This window comes from Anditalea andensis (assembly GCF_000714815.1).
Classification (GTDB): domain Bacteria; phylum Bacteroidota; class Bacteroidia; order Cytophagales; family Cyclobacteriaceae; genus Anditalea; species Anditalea andensis.
The window spans coordinates 105,968-126,858 of the sequence record NZ_JMIH01000016.1 but is presented as its reverse complement, the minus strand read 5'-3'; the positions used below and the strand labels follow the sequence as shown (position 1 = coordinate 126,858).

The window sequence follows — 20,891 nt, the reverse complement described above, 5'->3', positions numbered from 1 at the left end:
GACAGGGTTCATGTTTAAATTCTAAAATACCGAATTACTTATTCAAAATGATGGAGGAAACATATAGAATCAAATCTTTGGAAGACATTTAGGTCAAAGGGATTACTTTTAGCTTAATTATTAGGTTAAAATCCACTTTTTCACATATATCTGAAGAATTTTAAAGAGTTTTGTCCAATATTTAGGAAGAAAGCAAATCTCTTTAGTATTTTAGAGACTTCAACCTATTAACTTTATATTATGAATAAGCAAGGCGACCATTTTTTGGGTGTAGATGTAGGTGGCACGCACCTGAAAATTGGAGTAGTAAACCGAGAGGGTGAAGTACTTCACTTTTTCAAAGAAGATACCATGCCGTACAGGGATCACCCTGATGGATTTAACATTTGTTTTTTGAAAGTCATCGGTAAATACCTTCAGCAATATCCTCAGATCAAGAATGTAGGGATAGGACTGCCTGGCCTTATTTCAAAAGATAGGACTACGCCATTGGAAATACCTGCTATCCCAAATCTAAATAATTTTAACTTAAAAGGTGAATTAGAAAAGTTGTATCCTGAAGTTAAATTTTGCCTAGAAAACGATGCCAGTGCAGCAGCCCTAGGGGAGCTTAAATTTGGATCGTCTAAAGCATCTCCAAACTTTCTTTTCATCACTATGGGTACCGGTATTGGAAGTGCTACGGTTCTTGATGGTAAAATATTTAAAGGTGGAAGAGGAAATGCCATGGAAATGGGGCACATGCTCTCTAGAGGAAATGAAGGTCTGGAAAAGTTGATCGGGCGTAATGGTATTTTAAGAATAATGGAAAGAATGATCCATGCTTATCCAGAAAAAGCCGGTGATTTAATAGATCAGGAATTAGGCACCCACTTACTGGTAGACACAGCAAAAGAGGGAAACGCTGTGTCTTTGATGGTATTTGAAGAAGCGGGAAGAATAATCGGAGAAGCCATAGTATCTACTGTGAGAATCTTGGATGTGAATGAAATTTATTTTGGAGGGGGGATATCGGCCGGTCTGGAATTTATGATGCCGGCTATAGAAAAAACTGTAAGACAGTATCTTACCAAATATTACCTTCATGACATCAAGATGTCCAAAGCTACACTTGAAAATAATGCAGGTACTTTAGGAGCAGCTGCTCTTTGTTTTACGGATTAAGGTTTGTAATAGTCACTTCACTTACTTTACTGATCGCATTGAACCGAAAAAGGACCTTTAGGGGTTCTTTTTCTATTTCTACACCTGGGCAGCTTGAGGAGGGTTCCAAAAAATAAAAGAAAAAACTTTGGCTTTTATCTACTAACTCGACCCTATCAGGTCTTCCAAATGTAAGGATGATTTCTTGGTTATTTTTCCCAAGGAAACTGTTCTTTAAAGCTTTGATTTCATCTATATACTGCATTCTTAATCCTGAACAGCCATACCGGTCTTTTTTCCAGTCATCTGTATTTATATTTCCGGTATCCAATTTTCCAGAGCAGCTATTTAATAAAAAGGATAAGAAAATTATAGTAGACAATTTACAAAATGACATGTAGGAAGCAGTTTTACTTTTAAGGGAGCAGGCATTGCCTGAAGTGTTTCATTCAAAATCAAAAATAAGCGTAGATCTTTTAATAATCGATAAAGTAATAGTAAATCTTCACAATAATTTTAACCGATAGGATCCATACTGTTAAATCTTAATATTCAGATATATTTGTGTTTTTAAACGGTACCATAATTTTATAAACTAAGGAGGTCAAGGGGGAAAAAGAATTCCCAATGTGGAATTATGACCTTTTCTCTGACCATAAATCTTTATATTAGCAGCTAAAATTAAAAAACAACATGTATAGGAGATTTGCTAAAGCCTTCCATTTATTATCAGTCTTGTTATTTGTGTTCTTATTTATGTATATCTATGCAGCCTTGCCGGAAAATGTGGCATATCAGATAGACGAAAGAGGCTTTCCTTTGATAAGCATTTCCAGGGATTCGTTTTTCTATATAGGGATTACTGTATTTTTATTTTTAAATTTCCTGCTGATCATTCCGGCAAAACTAATAGATAAGCAGGCTACTTTAAATTTAAAGAAACTTTTTCCCAAATTTGAGCCGTTCACTGACCATATGTTGGGCTGGTTTTATTCATTTGCTGGGGTACTTAACATTACGGTGGCCATTGTGGCATTGCATATCCATGGAATCAATAACCAGAATGAAATCAATTCATCTGATTTCAGCCTGTTTTATTACATGGTTCCCTTGTTTTTTATAGTTTGGATCATCATGCTCTTTGTTATATTAGGAAAAAAGTTAAAACAAGTAAGGTCTTAGTAGGTATTCTTTAGATTAAAATTAAACAGATGGCAGGAAACGCACAATATACCGAAGACAGTATTAAATCACTAGATTGGAGAGAGCACATCAGGCTTCGCCCCGGTATGTATATAGGTAAATTAGGCGATGGTAGTGCTCAGGATGATGGGATTTATGTTTTGGTAAAGGAGATATTGGATAATAGTATCGATGAGCATATGATGGGGCATGGCCGCACCATAGATATCAAAATCAGTGAACTTAAAGTCGAAGTAAGGGATTACGGCCGGGGAATTCCATTGGGTAAAGTTATAGATTGTGTCAGTAAAATAAATACCGGGGGAAAATATGACTCAGGTGCCTTTCAAAAATCTGTAGGATTGAATGGAGTAGGTACCAAGGCGGTGAATGCACTTTCTGATTTTTTTAAGGTACAGTCATACAGAGAGGGACAGTGCAAGGTGGCTTTGTTTGAGAAAGGTATTTTGATAGAAGACCGAGAGGTGGTGAAAAGTTCGGAAAGGAACGGCACCAAAATCACCTTTAGTCCAGATGCTTCGGTTTTCAAAAACTACCATTTTATACCGGAATATCTGGAGAACCAAATATGGAATTATGCCTTTCTGAATGCAGGTCTTACGATTAACTACAACGGTAAAAAATTCTTTTCAGAAAGAGGGCTATATGACCTGTTGGATAGAAAGGTGGACGATGACAGGAGATATCCTATTATCCATCTAAAAGGCAACGATATAGAAGTGGCCATTACCCATAGCAACCAGTACGGTGAAGAGTACTATTCATTTGTAAATGGGCAGTTTACGACTCAGGGAGGGACACACCTTGCGGCTTTTAGAGAAGCCATTGTCAAATCTATCAGAGAGTTTTATAAAAAAGATTATGATGCTTCAGATATTCGGCAAAGCGTGGTAGCATCAATTGCTGTAAGGGTACAGGAACCTGTATTTGAATCTCAGACCAAAACCAAACTTGGCTCCCAAAATATTGGTCCCGATGGTCCCACGCTCCGGACATTTGTCAATGATTTTATCAAGACAGAACTGGATAATTACCTTCATAAAAACCCAGAAACGGCCAATGCTTTACTGAAAAGGATACTCCAGTCAGAAAGAGAACGTAAAGAGATATCCGGTATAAAAAAGCTGGCCAACGAGAGAGCCAAAAAAGCTAATCTGCACAATAAAAAATTGAGGGATTGTAGAGTCCACTATGATGATCCTAAGGCAGCAGAGGATGTTAAAAGTGAGACCATGCTATTTATCACAGAGGGTGATTCCGCCTCCGGTTCCATTACTAAATCCAGAAACGTACAGACCCAGGCAGTTTTTTCTCTCAGAGGTAAACCTTTAAACTGCTATGGCATGACCAAAAAGGTAGTGTATGAAAATGAGGAGTTCAATCTTTTGCAGCACGCACTGAATATAGAGGATGGAATAGAAAATCTAAGGTATAGAAAAATAGTCATCGCTACAGATGCCGATGTAGACGGTATGCATATTAGGCTGCTGATCATGACCTATTTTCTTCAATTCTTTCCGGACCTGGTTAAAAACGGGCATCTCTATATACTAGAAACCCCTCTCTTTAGGGTAAGAAATAAAAAAGAAACTATCTACTGTTATTCTGACGAAGAGAGACAGAGAGCCATCCAAAAATTGGGAAACAAACCGGAAATTACCCGTTTTAAAGGTCTAGGAGAAATTTCTCCTGGTGAATTTGGTGGGTTTATAGGTGAAGACATAAAACTTGAACCTATCATTTTAAGAAAAGAGACAAAAATCGCTGATCTGCTGTCTTTTTATATGGGAAAGAATACGCCCACCCGACAGAATTTCATTATCGATAATCTGAAGATAGAGAAGGATATCATCAATGATGAACCAAACAGGGAAGTGGAAGTAAAAGAACAAGAGACAGCATAAATATATTTAGAGTTTTCCATTATCATGAGTGATTTAGAAAATAATGACCCTATAAAGAATGACGATGCCCTGCATGTTTCTACACCTGTGACAGGCATGTATGAGGACTGGTTTTTAGATTATGCCTCATACGTTATCTTGGAAAGGGCTGTTCCCGCCATAGAAGATGGGTTTAAACCCGTACAGCGGCGTATCCTTCATGCGATGAAGGAAATGGATGATGGCAGGTTTAATAAAGTAGCCAATATCATAGGACAGACGATGCAGTATCATCCACATGGTGATGCTTCTATAAGTGACGCGATAGTCCATATCGGTCAGAAGGAACTGTTGATAGAAACACAGGGCAATTGGGGAGATAACCGAACCGGGGATGGTGCAGCCGCAGCTAGATATATAGAAGCAAGACTATCAAAGTTTGCTCTAGAAGTAGTGTTTAACCCTCAGACCACCACCTGGCAGCTATCCTATGACGGAAGGAAAAAGGAACCTGTCACATTACCTGTAAAATTCCCACTGTTATTAGCACAGGGGGTGGAAGGTATAGCTGTAGGGCTTTCTACTAAGATCCTTCCCCATAATTTCCGCGAGCTGATCTTGGGGTCTATAGAAATTCTCAACGGAAATACCCCTACTTTATATCCTGATTTTTCTACTGGAGGTTATGGTGATTTTACAGAATACAATGACGGTCTCAGGGGCGGAAAAATTAAAGTAAGGGCTAAAATTGAAGAAGAGGATAACAAGACTTTATTGATAAAGGAAATACCCTTTGGCACTACCACTAATTCTATCATAGAATCCATTATCAAAGCCAATGATAAAGGTAAGATCAAGATAAAGAAAGTAACGGACAATACAGCCAAGGATGTAGAGATCCAGGTACAGCTGGCGCCAGGTCAGTCACCAGATATGACTATAGATGCACTATATGCCTTTACGGACTGTGAAGTGTCCATCTCTCCAAATGCCTGCGTCATCATAGAGGATAAACCTATATTCCTTACGGTCACTGAAATACTCAAATACAATACTGTCCAAACCAAGAACCTTCTAAAAAAAGAACTGGAAATCAGAAGGGATGAGCTATTAGAAAAACTGCTTTTTTCTTCATTGGAAAAAATATTTATCGAAAACAGGATTTACAGAGATATAGAGGAATGTGAGACTTGGGAAGCAGTGATTGCAACTATAGATAAAGGCTTGGAGCCTTACAAACCTGAATTCTACAGAGAGATCACTACGGAAGATATCGTAAGGCTTACCGAAATCAAGATTAAAAGGATATCGCGATTTGATGCATTTAAAGCAGACGAGCTGATGCGCAAACTGGAATCAGAGCTGAAGGAAGTTAATTACAACCTCAAGCACCTCACCCAGTATGCCATAAAATATTACAATGGTCTTCTCGAAAAGTATGGTAAGGATAGGGAAAGAAAAACAGAGATTAAAACTTTTGACACCATACAGGCTACAGTAGTGGCCGCTAATAATGCCAAGCTATACGTCAACAGAGCAGATGGATTTATAGGGTACGGGTTAAAGAAAGATGAATATGTCTGCGAATGCTCAGATTTGGATGATATCATCACATTCAAAAAAGACGGTACCTGTGTAGTGAGCCGGATTCAGGATAAAGTTTTTGTAGGAAAAGATATTATTCATGTAGCGGTATATAGAAAAGGTGATGAAAGAATGGTCTATAACCTCATCTATCTCGACGGAACATCGGGGAGGTCTATGGTGAAAAGATTTCAGGTATTGAGTGTGACCCGAGACAGGGAATATGTGCTGACTAAGGGAGCAAAAGGGTCGAAGATATTGTATTTTACAGCTAACGCTAATGGGGAAGCTGAGATGGTAACTGTATATCTGACACAAGGTAGCAAAGCCAGAATAAAAGTCTTTGATTTTGACTTCAGTACAATCGAAATCAAGGGTAGGGGAGCGGGAGGTAATATCCTTAGCAAACATCCTATCCGAAAAATCCAGTTGAAAATGGAAGGTGTATCTACTTTGGGCGGGTTGGATGTTTACTTTGATGATTCCATAGGTAGACTAAATACGGATGGAAGAGGGAAACTTATAGGTAACTTCCTAGGAGATGATAAGATAATTGCATTCTATAAGGACGGCTCTTACGAGCTTACTACCTTTGAAGTAACCAACAGGTATCAAATAAATGATTTAGTTATATTGGAAAAATTCAATCATGAAAGACCAATATCAGCTATATACTTTGATGGGATCAGCAAAAACTACTATGTAAAAAGGTTCCTTATCGAGACCTCTACCATCAATAAAAAATTCAACTTTATCAGTGATCATAAAAACAGCTTTTTAAAGATTGTATCCACAGATAAGCAGCCCCAGATAAAAGTGGATCTACTAAAAGGAAACAATGTGGAAGAAGTAGAATATGATGTGGATATGCTTATAGATGTAAAAGGATGGAAAGCAGTTGGAAACAAACTTTCCAGTCATACCATAAAGGATATTACCCTTTTAGCATCTGCCCAATCTGGAGAAACAAATTCACAGGAAGAATTAAAAGTTGGAGATGAAATAGATCTTAAAATAAATAAAGAAGAAGATGATGAAGATGATGACCAACTAGGGTTGTTCAAGTAACTGAGAGAGGCTGTCATATAAATCAATTTAAGAGCATAAGATTCGGCTGTATGAAAATTGACTCAGTTACACACCCGAATAAATATGAGGCTGTCCCTACTTAAGGGACAGCCTTTTTTTTCTTTTTCTACTTTCAAGTTTTTTTACTGCTGCAGTATATAGATATATTGAAAGAAATTAATGATGGTAGATAGAAATAATTAGATTCATTTATAGGATAGGTCTAAATTATGAGACTTATTGAGAATAAAGATGTTTAGCATTTCATTTATGCACAGGACTTTTATATCTGCTATCAATAAAATCTTTATGCAGATTTATTACCATAAAAAAGACCAGATATTGAATTTTGTTTATATAAATTGACTTTCAGTTAAATTTATATGTGGTGGTTATTTTATACTGATAGCTTCTAGTTATCAAGATTTTATGTTTTCAAATCGAAATAATATAATATTCTCATAACTGTGCACCGAAAGATGAGTTTATATCATAAATACAGGAGAAAGTCTCTAATCATGTAGATATTTTAATCTAAATCACTGAATTATGGAAATCTTTGGAGCGATCATAGTGGCATTAGTAATTTCGTCAATTTTTTATTTTGCAGTAGATGTGCGTGGACCGTGGGGGTCATTTTGGACCTTCTTTATCATTGTACTTTTAGTGGTATGGGCTGCATCTTTGTGGATTGTGCCCTTTGGGTATATTTATTGGGAAATAGCCTGGATTCCACTTTTCTTTATAGGCCTGGTCATAGCTTTTTTATTAGCGGCACTTACATCTACTCCACCAGATAAGTTAAGAAGTAATTCAAAAGGTAGCGATATAGTAAATACAGAGAAAGAACCAGAGAGGACATATGCAGCTATTGGTTTATTGTTCTGGGTTTTCATAGGTCTGATGCTGGTCGCGATCATCGCTGGCTATGCTACAGATCCCAGGGTCAATGTTACTTTTTGATATCCTATTCACCTATTTGTAACTATAAATAAATCCTTAAGATAATGAGCAGCAGTAAAATAGAAGAGCTTTTAGGAAGTGAGGCCGAAAGGTTGTTAAAACATCAATGTCATACCATTAGTAAAGACCTGCTATCAAAGCCCTCACCTGGATTTATAGAAAAGGTTTTTCAAAACAGTAACAGAAGTGCTCAGGTCTTAAGAAGTTTAGCTTCGCTTTATAACCATGGTAAGCTATCAGGAACCGGGTATCTTTCAATTTTACCGGTCGATCAGGGTATAGAACACTCTGCTGGCAGTTCATTTGCTGCCAATCCGATATATTTTGATCCAGAAAATATCCTCAGGCTGGCCAGTGAGGCAGGGTGTAATGCTGTAGCTACTACTGTGGGTACGCTCGGAATCTTATCCAGAAAATGGGCACACAAGATTCCCTTTATTGCTAAAATAAACCATAACGAACTGCTTACTTATCCTAATAAATATGAACAGATCATGTTTGGATCGGTAGAAAATGCCTGGAATCTGGGCGCGGCTGCAGTAGGGGCTACGGTGTATTTTGGGTCCGAGGGTTCTAATCGACAGATTATGGAGGTCTCGAGTGCATTTGAGCGCGCACATGAATTGGGAATGGCTACAGTACTTTGGTGTTATGTCAGAAACAATGATTTCACAAAAAAGAAGGTTAACTATGAAACAGCAGCTGATCTCACGGGACAGGCCAATCACCTTGGAGTGGCTTTGCAAGCTGATATAGTCAAACAAAAACTGCCGGAGCATAATGCCGGATTTACAGCTATAGGCTTTGGAAAAACAGATCCGGCTATGTATGATAAATTGACATCTGACCATCCCATAGACATGTGCCGGTATCAGGTAGCTAACTGTTATATGGGAAGAATAGGGCTTATAAACTCTGGTGGCTCCTCCCTAGGTGAGGGAGATTTAGAAGCGGTAGTAAGAACGGCAGTAATCAATAAAAGAGCTGGAGGCACTGGACTTATAGTAGGCAGAAAATCATTTCAGCGTTCCATGGAGGATGGAATAGCACTGATACAGATGATTCAGGAAGTTTATCTGGATAAATCTATCGATTTGGCCTGATTAATGAAGCGATAATCTGATAACGCATAAATTTTTAAAGCTTAAGCCTTACAGACTCTGGATAAATTATCCTGGATAAATAGTATTTAGAAATATTAGTTTCACATTGCTTTATGGATCAGAACAAAGATTTATCTTTTCAGGCGGTCATATTAGATATGGATGGGGTAATTACCCAAACTGTAAAATTGCATATGAAAGCTTGGAAGCAGACGTTCGATCAGTATCTTCAAAAAAGAACAGGTAAAGATTTCCACGGTTTTCAAACTAGTGATTATAAAAAGTATATTGATGGTATTCCCCGTTTTGATGGAGTCCGCAATTTTCTAAGATCCAGAGATATAGAGCTAGAAGAAGGAGGTCCAGAAGATGAGTCAGATGATGACACTATCTATAGTTTGGGTATGATAAAAAATACAATCTTCCTTGACTTACTGGAAATTGAAGGCATAGAAGTTTTTCCGGATACCTTGAAGATGATCAATAAATGGAAAGAGGATGGAAAGCTATTAGCGGTAATTTCTTCCAGCCGTAACTGTGAACATATTATAGCATCAGCAGGACTGACTGATATGTTTGATGTAAGGGTAGATGGTGTCACTTCTGAAAAAGAACACCTTAAAGGAAAACCTGAGCCTGACATTTTTAGAAGAGCAGCTGCGTTATTGGGTGTAGCGCCTAATGATACCATAGTGATAGAAGATGCTATTTTAGGAGTGCAGGCTGGCAAAAAAGGAAAATTTTTATTAGTAGTAGGTGTAGCAAGAAACGGAGAAGATGAAAATTTGGAGAAGGCAGGTGCGGATATCGTAGTGCATAAATTAACAGAACTGGACCCAAACAGATAATATATGTTTTCAGATTGGATATAAACCATACTGTGAGATTCCTTAAGGCTTCGGATGAATTTGATGGCCACATGTAGGCTATAATTTATAAAATCCAGAAAAAACTAAACATAAACAAATGAAAATTAACAGAACTAAAGATCTTCCTCATGCTTTAAAAAATATTAATGAAATCATATCTAAGCTGGAAAATAAAATCCCATCCTTGTTTCTGGACTATGACGGAACATTGACTCCCATAGTATCTGATCCAGAAAAGGCAATTTTGTCCGAAAAAAACAAAAAATCCATTATAAAATTAGCCCAAATCATCCAGGTAGCTGTAATCAGTGGTAGAGATAGGGCCAATGTCGCTTCAAAGATAGGATTAGAAAACCTCATATATGCCGGCAGCCATGGCTATGATATTACCGGTCCCAATGGTCTTGATATGCAATATGGTCCGGGCCAGGAAACATTGCCTCTTTTAGATAAAGCTGAAGAAAATCTTAAAAGAGTTTTGGCAGAAATACCTGGTGCCATGGTAGAACGAAAAAAATATGCCATAGCAGTCCACTATAGAAATGTGGAAGACAGTAAGGTGGAAGTGGTCCAAAGCATTGTGAATAAAGAATTAGGCAAATATAATTCACTTAAAGAAGGCTTAGGAAAGAAAATAATAGAACTTAAACCCGATCTGGATTGGCACAAGGGTAAAGCATTAAACTGGATACTGGAAAAGCTTGACCTTCATTCACAAAAGTATATCCCTATATTTATTGGAGATGATGTCACTGATGAAGATGCTCTTGAGGTGCTTAAAGATGATGGTATTGGCATAATAGTAGGCAATCATGATGAGACCACGTACGCTAATTATATATTGGATAATACAGATGAAGTCTCCGAATTTTTAGAACAGCTTGCTGACCATCTATCCTAATAAGGCAAAGCTAAACCATATAATAAAAGACCCTTTCCCCATGAGATTTAGTATAACCTATAATGAATGGATTCCCAAAGAACAAAAATTAAGAGAATCCTTATGTACTTTAGGAAACGGATATATAGCCACACGTGGTGCAGCCGAGGAGTGTGTAGCAGATAAAATTCATTATCCGGGTACCTATCTCGCAGGTGGGTTTGACAGGGCGGTGACCAAGATTGCAGATAAAGATATTGAAAATGAGGATTTTGTAAATTTTCCAAATTGGCTTTGCCTAAAATTCAGGCCGGAGGGTGGAGAATGGATAGACCTGGACCAGATGATAATCCATCATTTCCAACAGGTATTGGATATGAAAAAAGGACTTCTCATCAGGTCTTTTACAGTAGAAGATAAAAAAGGAAGAAAAACCAGCATCAAAAGCTCTAGGCTGGTAAGCATGCGGGAAAAACATTTAGCTGCTATAGCATGGGAACTCACTGCTGAGAACTGGTCAGGTAAGGGGGAAATATGCTCAGCACTGGACGGAAGGGTGATCAACGGCGGAGTTCCCAGGTACAGTGATTTGGAAAGCCACCACCTTGAACCTAAATACACCCAGGAGCAAAAAGATAATAGCATACTATTGGTAGTAGAGACCAAACAGTCCAACCTGGTGATGGCACAGGCATGCTCGACTAATGTTTATTTAAATGGGAAAGAAGCACCTATGCAATTAAACATAAATCAGGAAAAAAATTATATAGAGCAGATGATCAGCTTTGATCTTGATGAAGGCCACCAATACAAAGTTGAGAAGATAGTCAGTATATACTCGTCCAGAGATAGGGCCATCACTGAACCTTCCCATGAGGCTTGTATGGCTATAGAAAGAACAGGACGTTTTGAGGAAATAGCTTTTAGGCATTTTCAAGCATATGAGCGACTATGGCATAAAGCCGACATAGGGATAATCGATGGGGATAAAAACCAACTTTTAATCCGCTTGCATATTTTCCATATTCTACAGACAGTATCGTTAAATACTATAGGACTAGACGTAGGTGTACCTGCCAGAGGGCTTCACGGAGAGGCATATCGAGGCCATATATTTTGGGATGAACTTTATATTTTTCCTTACCTGAATCTCCGCTTTCCCGAAATATCCAGAAGTCTTTTAAAATATAGATTTTTTAGATTAAAGGAGGCCAGGTACATCGCTAGCGAGCGGGGTAAAAACGGAGCTTTATTTCCCTGGCAAAGTGGTAGCAATGGAAGAGAAGAAAGTCAGAAGATGCACCTTAACCCTGAATCAGGAAATTGGATCCCAGATAATACGCACTTGCAGAGCCATATTAATTCTGCCATTGCTTATAATATCTGGCATTATTATCTGGCTACTGAAGATCAGCATTTTTTATCCTTTTTTGGCACAGAGATTTTCTGCAGCATAGCCTGTTTTTGGGCCAGTATGGCAGAATATAATGAGGCAAAAGAAAGATATGAGATCAAAGGTGTGGTAGGTCCTGATGAATACCATACTGCCTATCCCGGATCAGAAAACCACGGACTTGATAATAATGCTTATACAAATGTAATGGCCGCTTGGGTATTACAGAAGGCAATAGTAATACTGGATCTGATAGAAAAAAGCCGAAAGCGAGAGCTTTTGAAAGAACTGGATATCTCAAACACGGAAATAGAAAAGTGGAAAGAAATAAGCGAAAAAATATATGTCCCTTTTTTGGAAGATGGAATTATAGCCCAATTTGATGGATATGATAAACTGGAAGAGTTTCCTTGGGAGGACTATTCAAAAAAGTATGGAGATATACATCGCCTAGACAGGATACTAGAGAAGGAGGGAGACGACGTAAATAAATATAAAGCCAGTAAACAGGCAGATCTATTGATGCTCTTTTATTTATTTACCCCATCGGATATTAAAGAGATATTTCAGAAGCTAGGTTATGAGTTTAATGACAGCATGATATACAAAAACGTCCAATATTACAATGAAAGAACCTCCCACGGTTCTACATTGAGCAGATTGGTGTTTTCTTGGATCCAGTTGAGGTATGATAAGGAAAAATCCTGGCAGGACTTTGAACAGGTACTCATCAGTGATTTTGAAGATATTCAGGGAGGTACCACAGCAGAGGGTATACACCTAGGAGCTATGGCCGGTTCCCTTGATCTGGTACAGCGGGGGTTTTTGGGGATAGAGGTAAATGATAAAGCTCTGTGGATCAATCCTGATATTCCAGAACACATAAAAAAAATCACCCTTCGGATCAAATACCGTAAGCATTGGATATCCATATCAGCCAATCACCATACACTCAAAATTTCATTTGAAGAGGGGTGGAGCAATATGGTCCATATAGGTGTCATAGATAAAATGTATGAGTTTAAACAGGGAGAAGTGAGGGAGTTTTCAATATCCTCTTCCTCTCCGGTAGAATAGTTTTTTAAACATAAAAATAGAAACAATGAAAATAGTAACACTGACACTTAATCCATCTTTGGATAAACATACCTATACAGAAAGACTGCTACCTGATAAAAAACTGCGCTGTGATGAACCGGTATATGAAGCGGGGGGCGGTGGTATAAATGTATCCCGGGCCATTAAAATAATGGGCGGCGAATCTCTTGCTATTTATGTGGCTGGTGGACCAGCCGGGGAGCAGTTAGAGAAATTGCTCCGAGAAGAAGGTATAGAACAGTACATTATCAAAATTGAGCAGCCTACCAGAGAAAATCTGACCGTAATCGAAAAATCTACTGCAAACCAGTATAGATTTGGAATGCCCGGAAGTGAGGTGGGAGAAGCTGCATTGAAAGAATGCATCAGTGTCATAGAAGAACTTCCTGACGAGGTAGAATTTTTAGTGGCCAGTGGCAGTTTGCCCCCCGGTGTAGCAGAAGATTTTTATGCCCAGTTGGCTGAAATAGCTAACAGAAAAGGCATCAAATACATAGTAGACACTTCGGGTAAAGCACTGGAAAAAACTGCCGATAAAGGTGTCTACTTATTAAAGCCAAATCTTGGTGAACTTAGTCAACTGGCTGGTAAGGAAGAAATTTCTGCTATTGAGCAGGAGGCGATTGCGCAGGAAATCATCAGTAAAGGAAAGGCTGAAATACTGGTAGTTTCTCTGGGGCCGAGAGGGGCCATGTTGGCCACCAAAGATCAGGTTGAATATGTGGTGCCACCCACCATAAAACAAAAAAGTACGGTAGGAGCAGGAGATTCGATGGTAGCCGGTCTGGTATTAGCACTGTCTCGAGGTGAAAATCTTAGGGATGTGGTCCAAAGAGGTGTAGCAGCCGGTACAGCTGCCACCATGACAGCGGGTACTGAACTTTGCAGAAATGAAGATGTGGAGACTATACTCGAATGGCTGAACAAAACGGATGAAAAGGGTGGCGGTATTGACCATTAATCCTCAGTACATAAATTAAGGGCACCCAATAAATGATCTTTTCGGTGTTAAATTTCAGTTTTAAAAGGAACTTATTCATATTTGTATTCTTATGGGGCGCCTGTTTGTAAAGGTGCCATGTTTTACTTTTGTATAAAATTATAAAATGTCTGAAAATCAAATTAAAATTACCCTCCCGGACGGGTCGGAAAGACAGTATGAAAAAGGTGTTTCCAGCTATGAGATCGCTCTTAGTATCAGCGAGGGTTTAGCAAGAAATGTCCTGGCCTCCAAAGTTAATGGTAATGTATGGGATTCCTCCCGACCTATCCACCATGATGCACAGGTTCAGTTGTTAACCTGGAATGACACAGAAGCTAAAGGTACTTTTTGGCATTCATCAGCACACCTGATGGCCGAAGCTTTGGAAGCATTGTACCCCGGTGTAAAGTTTGGCATCGGACCCAACATTGCTACTGGATTTTATTATGATGTAGATTTTGGTGAGAGAACTTTTGATGGATCTGAACTGGAGAAGATTGAGAAGAAGATGCTGGAGCTGGCCAAACAGAAAAGCGAATACATCAGAAAAGATGTTTCTAAAGCCGAAGCAGTAGCTTACTTCCAGAAAAAAGGGGATGAATATAAACTGGACCTTTTGGAAGGTTTAGAAGATGGGTCCATTACATTTTACGAGCAGGGCAGTTTTGTAGATTTATGTAGGGGCCCGCATATTCCCAATACAGGATTTATCAAGGCGGTAAAACTGCTCAACGTAGCCGGGGCGTATTGGAGAGGAGACGAAAAAAACAAACAACTTACCAGAATATATGGGGTCACTTTCCCAAAAGCCAAAGAGCTTCAGGAATACCTGCATATGTTGGAAGAAGCAAAGAAGAGAGATCACCGAAAACTGGGACGAGAACTTGAACTGTTCACTTTTTCTGAAAAAGTAGGCATGGGTTTGCCTTTATGGTTGCCCAAAGGAACTTTGCTTAGAGAGCGGCTGATCAATTTCATGAAAAAAGCCCAGGACAAATCCGGATACCAGCAGGTAGCTACGCCCCATATCGGGCATAAAGCTTTATATGAGACTTCTGGCCATTATGAAAAATATGGTAAGGATTCTTTTCAGCCTATCGCCACACCCCATGATGGAGAAGAATTTCTATTGAAACCAATGAACTGTCCCCATCACTGTGAGATATATAAGCATAAGCCAAGGTCTTATAAAGATCTTCCCATTCGTTATGCGGAATTTGGTACAGTATACCGGTACGAGCAGAGCGGTGAGCTTCATGGGTTGACCAGAGTACGTGGCTTTACCCAGGATGATGCACATATATTCTGCAGACCAGACCAGGTGAAAGAGGAATTCATTAAGGTGATAGACCTTGTCTTGTACGTATTCAAAGCATTAGGTTTTCAGAACTATACTGCGCAGATATCATTAAGAGATCCAGATAACAAAGAAAAATATATTGGCGAGGATGCTTTATGGAATAAAGCAGAATCTGATATCATAGAAGCTGCAAAGGAAAAAGGATTGGATACCGTAACAGAGCTCGGAGAAGCCGCATTTTACGGACCTAAGCTTGACTTTATGGTAAAAGATGCCCTTGGCAGAAGCTGGCAATTGGGAACTATCCAGGTGGATTATAACTTACCGAACCGGTTTGAACTGGAATATGTAGGCTCTGATAACCAGCGCCACAGACCGGTAATGATACATAGGGCGCCATTTGGTTCACTGGAGAGATTTGTGGCCGTACTGATCGAACACTGTGCCGGCAATTTCCCCTTATGGCTATCCCCGGAGCAGATCAATATCCTTCCGATATCAGAAAAGTACGGTGAATATGCGGAGAAGATCAATGCTATTTTTGCGGAGCATGATATAATCGGATCTATAGATAACAGAGATGAGAAGATCGGGAGAAAAATCAGGGATTCGGAAATGAAGAAAGTGCCTTTTATGATCATAGTAGGGGAGAAAGAGCAGGCAGAAGGCAAACTGTCTATCAGAAAGCATGGGGAAGGGGATCTTGGAAGTTTTACACCTGAAGAATTTATCCAGCATTTCAGAAATATCATTTCTGAAAACTTAAAATGATAAAATAAATGAGGAAAAAAGTACTTGATTTTTAATAATTCAAAATTATTGCGATATTTGCAAACTATTTCATTAAACAACCATAACTATTTTGAGAGGAAAAAAACCGTTTAAACCGAGACAAGAAGAACCATATAAGGTAAACTCTAGGATTAGAGCCCGTGAGGTAAGAGTAGTAGGAGATTTTGTAGAAGGCGGTAATGCCGTATTGCCTACAGAACAAGCCATAAAACTTGCCAAAGAAAATGACCTTGATCTCGTCGAAATTTCTCCAACTGCTGTCCCACCTGTATGTAAGGTAATAGATTACGCAAAGTTCAAATATGAGCAGAAAAAGAAGCAGAAAGAGATAAAAGCCAATGCTGCCAAAACTGTTCTAAAGGAAATCAGATTCGGGCCTAATACAGATGACCACGATTTTGATTTCAAATTAAAGCATGCCATTAACTTTCTTAAGGAAGGTGCAAAAGTAAAGGCTTACGTACACTTTGTAGGTAGGACTATTGTATTTAAAGAAAGAGGGGAAATGTTACTGTTGAAATTTGCTCAGGCATTGGAGGAATACGGTCAGGTGGAGCAACTCCCAAAAATGGAAGGAAAAAGAATGAACATCTTTGTCGCTCCCAAAGGAAGTAAGAAATAATTTCAACTAATATAAATACAGCAGTTATGCCAAAAGTAAAAACCAAATCAAGTGCAAAGAAGAGGTTCAAATTATCAGGAACCGGAAAAATCAGAAGAAAACATGCTTTCAAAAGCCACATTCTGACCAAGAAATCCACTAAGCAGAAGAGAAATCTTACTCAGATGGGTAATGTTCACGAGTCAGATGAAGGAAGAGTAAAAGCGATGTTAAGAATCGGATAATCCGTTCCTAAAGCTTCTATTAATTAAATTAAGGTTATTGTATTCACCAGATGCTTGGTATAAAGACCGAGAGGCACCAAGAGTCAAAAATTAAAAATTATGCCTAGATCAGTAAACGCGGTAGCGTCCAGAGCAAGAAGAAAAAAAGTATTAAAAGCTACAAGAGGTTATTTCGGAAGAGGTAGCAACGTATGGACAGTAGCTAAAAACAAGTATGAAAAAGGTCTACAGTACGCTTACAGAGACAGAAAAGCAAAGAAAAGAGAATTCAGAGCTTTGTGGATCCAGCGTATCAATGCCGGTGCCAGACAATTTGGCGTTTCATATTCACAATTAATGGGTATGCTTAAGAAAGCAGAGATCGATCTTAACAGAAAAGTTCTGGCTGACTTAGCGATGAACCACCCAGAAGCATTCAAAGCTGTAGTTGAAAAAGTAAAATAAGTAAGCACTGAACTTATTTTATATATTAAAAGCTGTTCCTTAATAGGGGCAGCTTTTTTCGTTATTGGAATTGAGGTAAAACTGAATTTCTTATACACTGCCTGCCTTTTCCTGATTTTGGTTCATTTTCTCTTGATTGCTAACGACATATTTTCAAAAAACTCCCCATGTACATAGAACCATGGATGGTACTTTTTGGAAAGCCTGCTGTGGATTTATAGGTATGGAAATGGAAGTCGGTACGCCGGTGTAAAACTTGTCGGCCGCATAGGAGTAGAGGGTGTGGACGGTGTAGGCCATGTGTATTGATCAAAAAAAAAGCTGTTAATTAATATAACAAAATAAAGACCTGAAATAGCAATCATAAATCAAAAAGCAGTCTGCCGGGGATATGTATCCTATGCATATATAATAAAAAAGGCTTCCCATGGGGAAGCCTAGTAGCGAGAAGCAGAATCGAACTGCCGACCTCAGGGTTATGAATCCTGCGCTCTAACCATCTGAGCTATCTCGCCGTAATTTTTAAACTAGGGTAATCAATTAGATATTTTTACAAATATTTTCAATATAAGTTATGTTTATATGAAATAGAAATGTATTTTTATCCAATTCGCCTTTTTGGACGTTTCCAAATCGGAATGCAAATATGTAGGGTTTCTTATATAAAAACAAGCGTAGGCAAATAAAAAAAGTAATTTTTATAGAAATGAAATTTAAATAAAATGGTGAAGAATAAGTTTGTTTCTGACTATCAGATAAATACCTCGAGAAAAATAATTTTCCCTTATTTAAGTACTGCCAGTGGCCTTTCTCAGTGGTTTGCGGATGATGTGTCCATTAATGAAGACCGTAATTATGTTTTCAGTTACGATGGAGAGGACCATATTGCCAGAATAGCATCAATCAGGAGTAATCAAAGCATAAAGTTCGAATACTTTGACCCAAACGACCCCGAAAATAAAGATAATTCATATATAGAATTTAAATTGGACGAAAATGAACTTACGCAAACCCTCTTTTTAAAAATAACAGATTATAGTGACGCATATGATGATGAAGAGCAGGAATCTATTTGGGAAAGCCTGATCATGCACCTTAAGGAAATAATTGGGGGTTAAATTACTTGGGAACTATATTATTTAATATAATATTATGACCTTTGTAATGTCAAACTAAAGTACGGGGCGCTTCTGCACTTCATGAAAAAATTAGATAAGTTAATACTAGGTTCATTTATAGGGCCATTCTTACTCACCTTTATAGTAGTTGATTTCATTCTGCTTACTGTCAATATGCTCAGATATTTCGATGAAATATTTGGCAAGGGATTGGGCTTTATGATTTATGTTGAATTAATCAGCTATTTTGTTATCAGTATTTCCCCCATGGCGCTTCCATTGGCTGTACTCCTTTCAGCTTTAATGACATTCGGTAACTTAGGGGAACACTTTGAGCTTACTGCCATTAAGAGCAGTGGTATTTCCTTATTGAGAGCGCTATTGCCTATCGGGATTTTTGTAATCATTCTTTCTTTTTTTGCCTATTTATCGAATAATTATCTAGTTCCAAAAGTTAATCTGAAAACCTTCAGTTTGCTATATGACATCAGGATGAAATCACCTGCATTGGATATTCAGGAAGGTGTGTTTTACAATGGCATTCCTAATTATAGTATAAAAGTAAATAGAAAGCTCGATGACGTTACCTTAATGGATATCATAATATATGACCATACATCTGGGCAGGGCAATACAAATGTCATATTAGCTGATTCTGGTAGGATGGAACCGTTTTTTAATGATAGATACATGCAGCTTTCATTATTTAATGGGTATAGTTATCAGGAAAGTAGCACTCAGAGGCCGATCAGAGAGAAACCTGCAGACTTCAGTAGGACGAGTTTTTCCCAGAATAGGATGATCTTTAGTCTAGATGCATTCAACCTGAACAGAACCACTGATGACCAATGGTCAAACAACAGAAGTATAAAAAACATAGCGGAGATACGTAATGACCTGGATTCAATGGATAGAGATATCAATTCATTCCGTTATTATAATTACATCAACACAGAATCCAACTATTCCTATTTTTCCCGGTTGAGAAAACTTTCTCCTCCTGATGACATATTAAATAAAAAAGCGATCGGGGATTCTATACGAAATGCCAAATGGCAGGAGAAGATGATGGCGGATAGGAGCGAAGTGGATAGTATGGACCCTATGGATGAAGATGATTCTCAACACCTGGAACAACAATTAGACGGTCCTGAAGACCACATACTGGAATTTTATCAGGAGCAAGATTCATTACATGGTGCTGAAACTTTTGATTCAATCATTATCAATAATGATACGATTACTGAAGCTATCGTATCATTAAATGATCCTGTTCATGACTATATGGGAGAACAATCGGATCGTTCACCCTTAGAAACAGCAGATCTATCCACAATAAGCCAAGAAAGAATAGACAAACTGGATTCTATATTCAACTCTAGGGAAGCCAACGTAAGAGCTTCATCCATTGCATTAAATTCTGCCCGTACGCTGAAAAATCAATTTAATATACAAAAAACAAAAATCGACAACCTGGAAAGAGAATTCAGGAGATTTGAAATAGCTTGGTATCAAAAATATACGCAGGCATTTGCCTGCATCGTCATGTTTATGATCGGTGCACCTTTGGGCGCTATCATTAAGAAAGGGGGTCTTGGTATGCCGGTACTCTTCTCCATTATATTTTTCATTATATTTTATATGCTGACTATTACAGGAGAGAAATGGGCCAAAGAAGGGATCACAGACCCTATATTAGGGACCTGGTTTGCCAATTTGTGTTTACTCCCCGTGGGCATGTTTTTTTTGAAGCAAGCAAGGAAAGATGCAAGGCTATTTGATGCTGATCTTTATCATTCCCTTTTCTTAAAAATTAAAAAATACTTTACAAAAGACAAAGGGAAAAAGTAAATGATATTTTACTATTAAAAATAAAACATCTATCTTTGTAGCTGTTTTATAAATAAATATAATAATTAACTAAGCATGTATTTAACATCAGAGAAAAAATCGGAGTTGTTTCAAAATCATGGTAGGTTAAAATCTGACAAGGACACTGGGTCTCCAGAGTCACAGATCGCTTTATTCACATTTAGAATCAAGCATTTAACAGACCACCTTAAAACCAACAAAAAAGATCATTCGTCTAGATTGGGTCTTTTAAAATTAGTAGGAAAGCGTAGAAGTTTACTTAACTATCTTATCAAAAACGATATCGAAAGATATAGAGCGGTTCTAGTGGACCTAGGTATAAGAAAATAAAATTTTATTATTGTAAGGTT

The 20,891-nt window shown here is 38.1% G+C and carries 18 protein-coding genes and 1 tRNA gene; 17 read left to right on the top strand and 2 right to left on the bottom strand.

Annotated features, from left to right (window positions below):
- The first annotated feature begins 240 nt into the window (after positions 1–240).
- Entirely contained in the window at positions 241–1,164 is a 924-nt protein-coding gene (locus EL17_RS08935) for an ROK family protein (protein ID WP_035072803.1), read from the top strand.
- Here the strand turns inward: EL17_RS08935 and EL17_RS08930 are convergent.
- Positions 1,154–1,540: a hypothetical protein gene (locus EL17_RS08930; RefSeq protein ID WP_035072801.1), complete on the bottom strand. Its 387-nt coding sequence runs from the start codon at positions 1,538–1,540 to the stop codon at positions 1,154–1,156. The genes EL17_RS08935 and EL17_RS08930 overlap by 11 nt on opposite strands.
- A gap of 296 nt (positions 1,541–1,836) precedes the next feature.
- Between EL17_RS08930 and EL17_RS08925 the strand changes: the two genes are divergently transcribed.
- From EL17_RS08925 to rplT, 13 genes are all read left to right on the top strand, one after another.
- The gene (locus EL17_RS08925) at positions 1,837–2,325 is read left to right on the top strand and encodes a hypothetical protein (RefSeq protein WP_035072799.1); all 489 of its coding nucleotides are present in this window, start codon (positions 1,837–1,839) and stop codon (positions 2,323–2,325) included.
- Positions 2,326–2,354: 29 nt separating this feature from the next.
- Positions 2,355–4,250 carry a DNA topoisomerase IV subunit B gene (locus tag EL17_RS08920; protein WP_035072797.1) on the top strand — a complete coding sequence of 632 codons (1,896 nt, stop codon included), beginning with the start codon at positions 2,355–2,357 and terminating at the stop codon, positions 4,248–4,250.
- A gap of 24 nt (positions 4,251–4,274) precedes the next feature.
- Positions 4,275–6,881, top strand: coding sequence for a DNA gyrase/topoisomerase IV subunit A (locus EL17_RS08915; protein ID WP_035072789.1), 2,607 nt, complete (start codon positions 4,275–4,277; stop codon positions 6,879–6,881).
- Positions 6,882–7,430: 549 nt separating this feature from the next.
- Positions 7,431–7,844 (top strand): hypothetical protein, encoded by a 414-nt coding sequence (locus tag EL17_RS08910; protein ID WP_035072787.1) that lies wholly within the window; start codon positions 7,431–7,433, stop codon positions 7,842–7,844.
- 44 nt (positions 7,845–7,888) lie between these two features.
- Positions 7,889–8,947: a class I fructose-bisphosphate aldolase gene (locus tag EL17_RS08905; RefSeq protein WP_035072785.1), complete on the top strand. Its 1,059-nt coding sequence runs from the start codon at positions 7,889–7,891 to the stop codon at positions 8,945–8,947.
- Positions 8,948–9,060: 113 nt separating this feature from the next.
- Positions 9,061–9,795 (top strand): HAD family hydrolase, encoded by a 735-nt coding sequence (locus EL17_RS08900; RefSeq protein WP_035072783.1) that lies wholly within the window; start codon positions 9,061–9,063, stop codon positions 9,793–9,795.
- Positions 9,796–9,913: 118 nt separating this feature from the next.
- Complete coding sequence (gene otsB / locus EL17_RS08895) at positions 9,914–10,717, top strand: trehalose-phosphatase (RefSeq protein ID WP_035072779.1); 804 nt, start codon at positions 9,914–9,916, stop codon at positions 10,715–10,717.
- A 40-nt stretch (positions 10,718–10,757) separates the two neighbouring features.
- The gene (locus EL17_RS08890; protein ID WP_035073418.1) at positions 10,758–13,166 is read left to right on the top strand and encodes a glycoside hydrolase family 65 protein; all 2,409 of its coding nucleotides are present in this window, start codon (positions 10,758–10,760) and stop codon (positions 13,164–13,166) included.
- A gap of 25 nt (positions 13,167–13,191) precedes the next feature.
- Entirely contained in the window at positions 13,192–14,148 is a 957-nt protein-coding gene (locus tag EL17_RS08885; protein WP_035072776.1) for a 1-phosphofructokinase family hexose kinase, read from the top strand.
- Between the two features lie 145 nt (positions 14,149–14,293).
- Positions 14,294–16,240 (top strand): threonine--tRNA ligase, encoded by a 1,947-nt coding sequence (gene thrS, locus EL17_RS08880; protein WP_035072772.1) that lies wholly within the window; start codon positions 14,294–14,296, stop codon positions 16,238–16,240.
- A gap of 91 nt (positions 16,241–16,331) precedes the next feature.
- Positions 16,332–16,883, top strand: a complete 552-nt coding sequence (gene infC, locus EL17_RS08875; RefSeq protein ID WP_035072765.1) for a translation initiation factor IF-3 — start codon at positions 16,332–16,334, stop codon at positions 16,881–16,883.
- A gap of 26 nt (positions 16,884–16,909) precedes the next feature.
- Complete coding sequence (gene rpmI / locus EL17_RS08870; RefSeq protein ID WP_035072756.1) at positions 16,910–17,107, top strand: 50S ribosomal protein L35; 198 nt, start codon at positions 16,910–16,912, stop codon at positions 17,105–17,107.
- Positions 17,108–17,206: 99 nt separating this feature from the next.
- Positions 17,207–17,551: a 50S ribosomal protein L20 gene (rplT, locus tag EL17_RS08865; protein ID WP_035072754.1), complete on the top strand. Its 345-nt coding sequence runs from the start codon at positions 17,207–17,209 to the stop codon at positions 17,549–17,551.
- A gap of 441 nt (positions 17,552–17,992) precedes the next feature.
- On the opposite strand, the gene EL17_RS08860 is transcribed toward rplT, so the two are convergent.
- Positions 17,993–18,066, bottom strand: a tRNA-Met gene (locus EL17_RS08860).
- A 207-nt stretch (positions 18,067–18,273) separates the two neighbouring features.
- Between EL17_RS08860 and EL17_RS08855 the strand changes: the two genes are divergently transcribed.
- The 3 genes from EL17_RS08855 (at position 18,274) to rpsO (ending at position 20,871) form a co-directional block, all read left to right on the top strand.
- Entirely contained in the window at positions 18,274–18,669 is a 396-nt protein-coding gene (locus tag EL17_RS08855) for an START-like domain-containing protein (protein WP_035072750.1), read from the top strand.
- An 81-nt stretch (positions 18,670–18,750) separates the two neighbouring features.
- Positions 18,751–20,520 carry an LptF/LptG family permease gene (locus EL17_RS08850; protein WP_035072749.1) on the top strand — a complete coding sequence of 590 codons (1,770 nt, stop codon included), beginning with the start codon at positions 18,751–18,753 and terminating at the stop codon, positions 20,518–20,520.
- Positions 20,521–20,595: 75 nt separating this feature from the next.
- On the top strand, positions 20,596–20,871 hold the full coding sequence (gene rpsO / locus EL17_RS08845; RefSeq protein WP_035072748.1) for a 30S ribosomal protein S15: 276 nt from the start codon (positions 20,596–20,598) through the stop codon (positions 20,869–20,871).
- The last annotated feature ends 20 nt before the right edge of the window (positions 20,872–20,891 follow it).

What these genes read in the sequence shown, in the direction of transcription:
- EL17_RS08925 (WP_035072799.1), top strand. Translation starts at nt 1,837, where the DNA reads ATGTATAGGAGATTTGCTAAAGCCTTCCATTTATTATCAGTCTTGTTA.
- EL17_RS08850 (WP_035072749.1), top strand. Translation starts at nt 18,751, where the DNA reads ATGAAAAAATTAGATAAGTTAATACTAGGTTCATTTATAGGGCCATTC.
- rpsO (WP_035072748.1), top strand. Translation starts at nt 20,596, where the DNA reads ATGTATTTAACATCAGAGAAAAAATCGGAGTTGTTTCAAAATCATGGT.
- EL17_RS08885 (WP_035072776.1), top strand. Translation starts at nt 13,192, where the DNA reads ATGAAAATAGTAACACTGACACTTAATCCATCTTTGGATAAACATACC.
- EL17_RS08900 (WP_035072783.1), top strand. Translation starts at nt 9,061, where the DNA reads ATGGATCAGAACAAAGATTTATCTTTTCAGGCGGTCATATTAGATATG.
- rplT (WP_035072754.1), top strand. Translation starts at nt 17,207, where the DNA reads ATGCCTAGATCAGTAAACGCGGTAGCGTCCAGAGCAAGAAGAAAAAAA.
- thrS (WP_035072772.1), top strand. Translation starts at nt 14,294, where the DNA reads ATGTCTGAAAATCAAATTAAAATTACCCTCCCGGACGGGTCGGAAAGA.
- EL17_RS08915 (WP_035072789.1), top strand. Translation starts at nt 4,275, where the DNA reads ATGAGTGATTTAGAAAATAATGACCCTATAAAGAATGACGATGCCCTG.
- EL17_RS08910 (WP_035072787.1), top strand. Translation starts at nt 7,431, where the DNA reads ATGGAAATCTTTGGAGCGATCATAGTGGCATTAGTAATTTCGTCAATT.
- otsB (WP_035072779.1), top strand. Translation starts at nt 9,914, where the DNA reads ATGAAAATTAACAGAACTAAAGATCTTCCTCATGCTTTAAAAAATATT.
- EL17_RS08935 (WP_035072803.1), top strand. Translation starts at nt 241, where the DNA reads ATGAATAAGCAAGGCGACCATTTTTTGGGTGTAGATGTAGGTGGCACG.
- EL17_RS08930 (WP_035072801.1), bottom strand. Translation starts at nt 1,540, where the DNA reads ATGTCATTTTGTAAATTGTCTACTATAATTTTCTTATCCTTTTTATTA.
- rpmI (WP_035072756.1), top strand. Translation starts at nt 16,910, where the DNA reads ATGCCAAAAGTAAAAACCAAATCAAGTGCAAAGAAGAGGTTCAAATTA.
- EL17_RS08890 (WP_035073418.1), top strand. Translation starts at nt 10,758, where the DNA reads ATGAGATTTAGTATAACCTATAATGAATGGATTCCCAAAGAACAAAAA.
- EL17_RS08920 (WP_035072797.1), top strand. Translation starts at nt 2,355, where the DNA reads ATGGCAGGAAACGCACAATATACCGAAGACAGTATTAAATCACTAGAT.
- EL17_RS08855 (WP_035072750.1), top strand. Translation starts at nt 18,274, where the DNA reads ATGGTGAAGAATAAGTTTGTTTCTGACTATCAGATAAATACCTCGAGA.
- EL17_RS08905 (WP_035072785.1), top strand. Translation starts at nt 7,889, where the DNA reads ATGAGCAGCAGTAAAATAGAAGAGCTTTTAGGAAGTGAGGCCGAAAGG.